At 61.3% G+C, this 793-nt stretch carries 2 protein-coding genes; both read left to right on the top strand.

The annotated features are described in order from the left end of the window. A partial coding sequence (locus tag IE122_RS18475) for a hypothetical protein (protein WP_444544226.1) occupies positions 1-180 on the top strand: 180 nt, incomplete at its 5' end. A gap of 34 nt (positions 181-214) precedes the next feature. Continuing rightward, a complete protein-coding gene (locus IE122_RS18245) occupies positions 215-736 on the top strand; it encodes a DUF2840 domain-containing protein (RefSeq protein WP_189622646.1) in 522 nt (173 codons plus the stop codon). The last annotated feature ends 57 nt before the right edge of the window (positions 737-793 follow it).

Here is a 793-nt window from a genome sequence, read left to right as displayed (position 1 = left end):
CCAGAGCGTGAATCACATCTCCGACAAAATGGGAATCCTAAATCCCCACAACCCCTAGACTCTAACCAAGAATCTAACTTTGAAGAGCGCGCGCGAGACGTGCGCAGCCTCATCGATACGGTCCGCAACAGCCTCACCGTCAATGCGCGGCAGCGGCGATCTCCCGCTGGCGCGCCGTGAACCGATCACTTCCCAACCTGCCTGGAGAACCATCATGACCTGCGCCGCAAGCTCCGGCCAGCAGCACGGCCTTGCACCGCTCGCCCGCTCTGCTGACGTCCTGACCCATGTCGAACTAACGCACATCGAACAGCGAATCGAGAACTGGATCAGGTTCGGCCGTCATGTCCGCGAGCAGATCCTTGATAGACGACGGCGCGTGCTTTCCTATCGACCGGGCAGTGTTTTCGGCTTCATTCGCTGGGCCGCCAACGACTTCGGCACCATCGCCTCGCGGATCGACATCGTTCGTGCCGTGGTGCCCGGCGAGGCCTATCAGACACTGCCCTTCATTCGCCCCGGCGGCGAAATCCTGCTGACCGTCGATGGCTGGCCCAAGGTCTGCCAGGTGCTTCAGCTGGTCGACGACGTGGAAGCCGTCGGGCTCGATGCCTGCGATGTAGCCCCCGATCACTGGCGTCATGTCGCGAACCGGATGAGCGTCGGTCAGGCACCGCGAGCCTACACGCCAGAGCGGCATCTGGCATGGCTCAAGCGCCAGGAGATCGAAGGATGACCCTCTGAGTTCACAAACGAAGTGCAACACCTCAGACAGGTGCTGCCATGTCGAGAT

The organism is Novosphingobium colocasiae, assembly GCF_014652555.1.
In the GTDB taxonomy this organism is placed as follows: Bacteria; Pseudomonadota; Alphaproteobacteria; order Sphingomonadales; family Sphingomonadaceae; genus Novosphingobium; species Novosphingobium colocasiae.
This window is presented reverse-complemented; position numbering and strand designations above follow the sequence as displayed.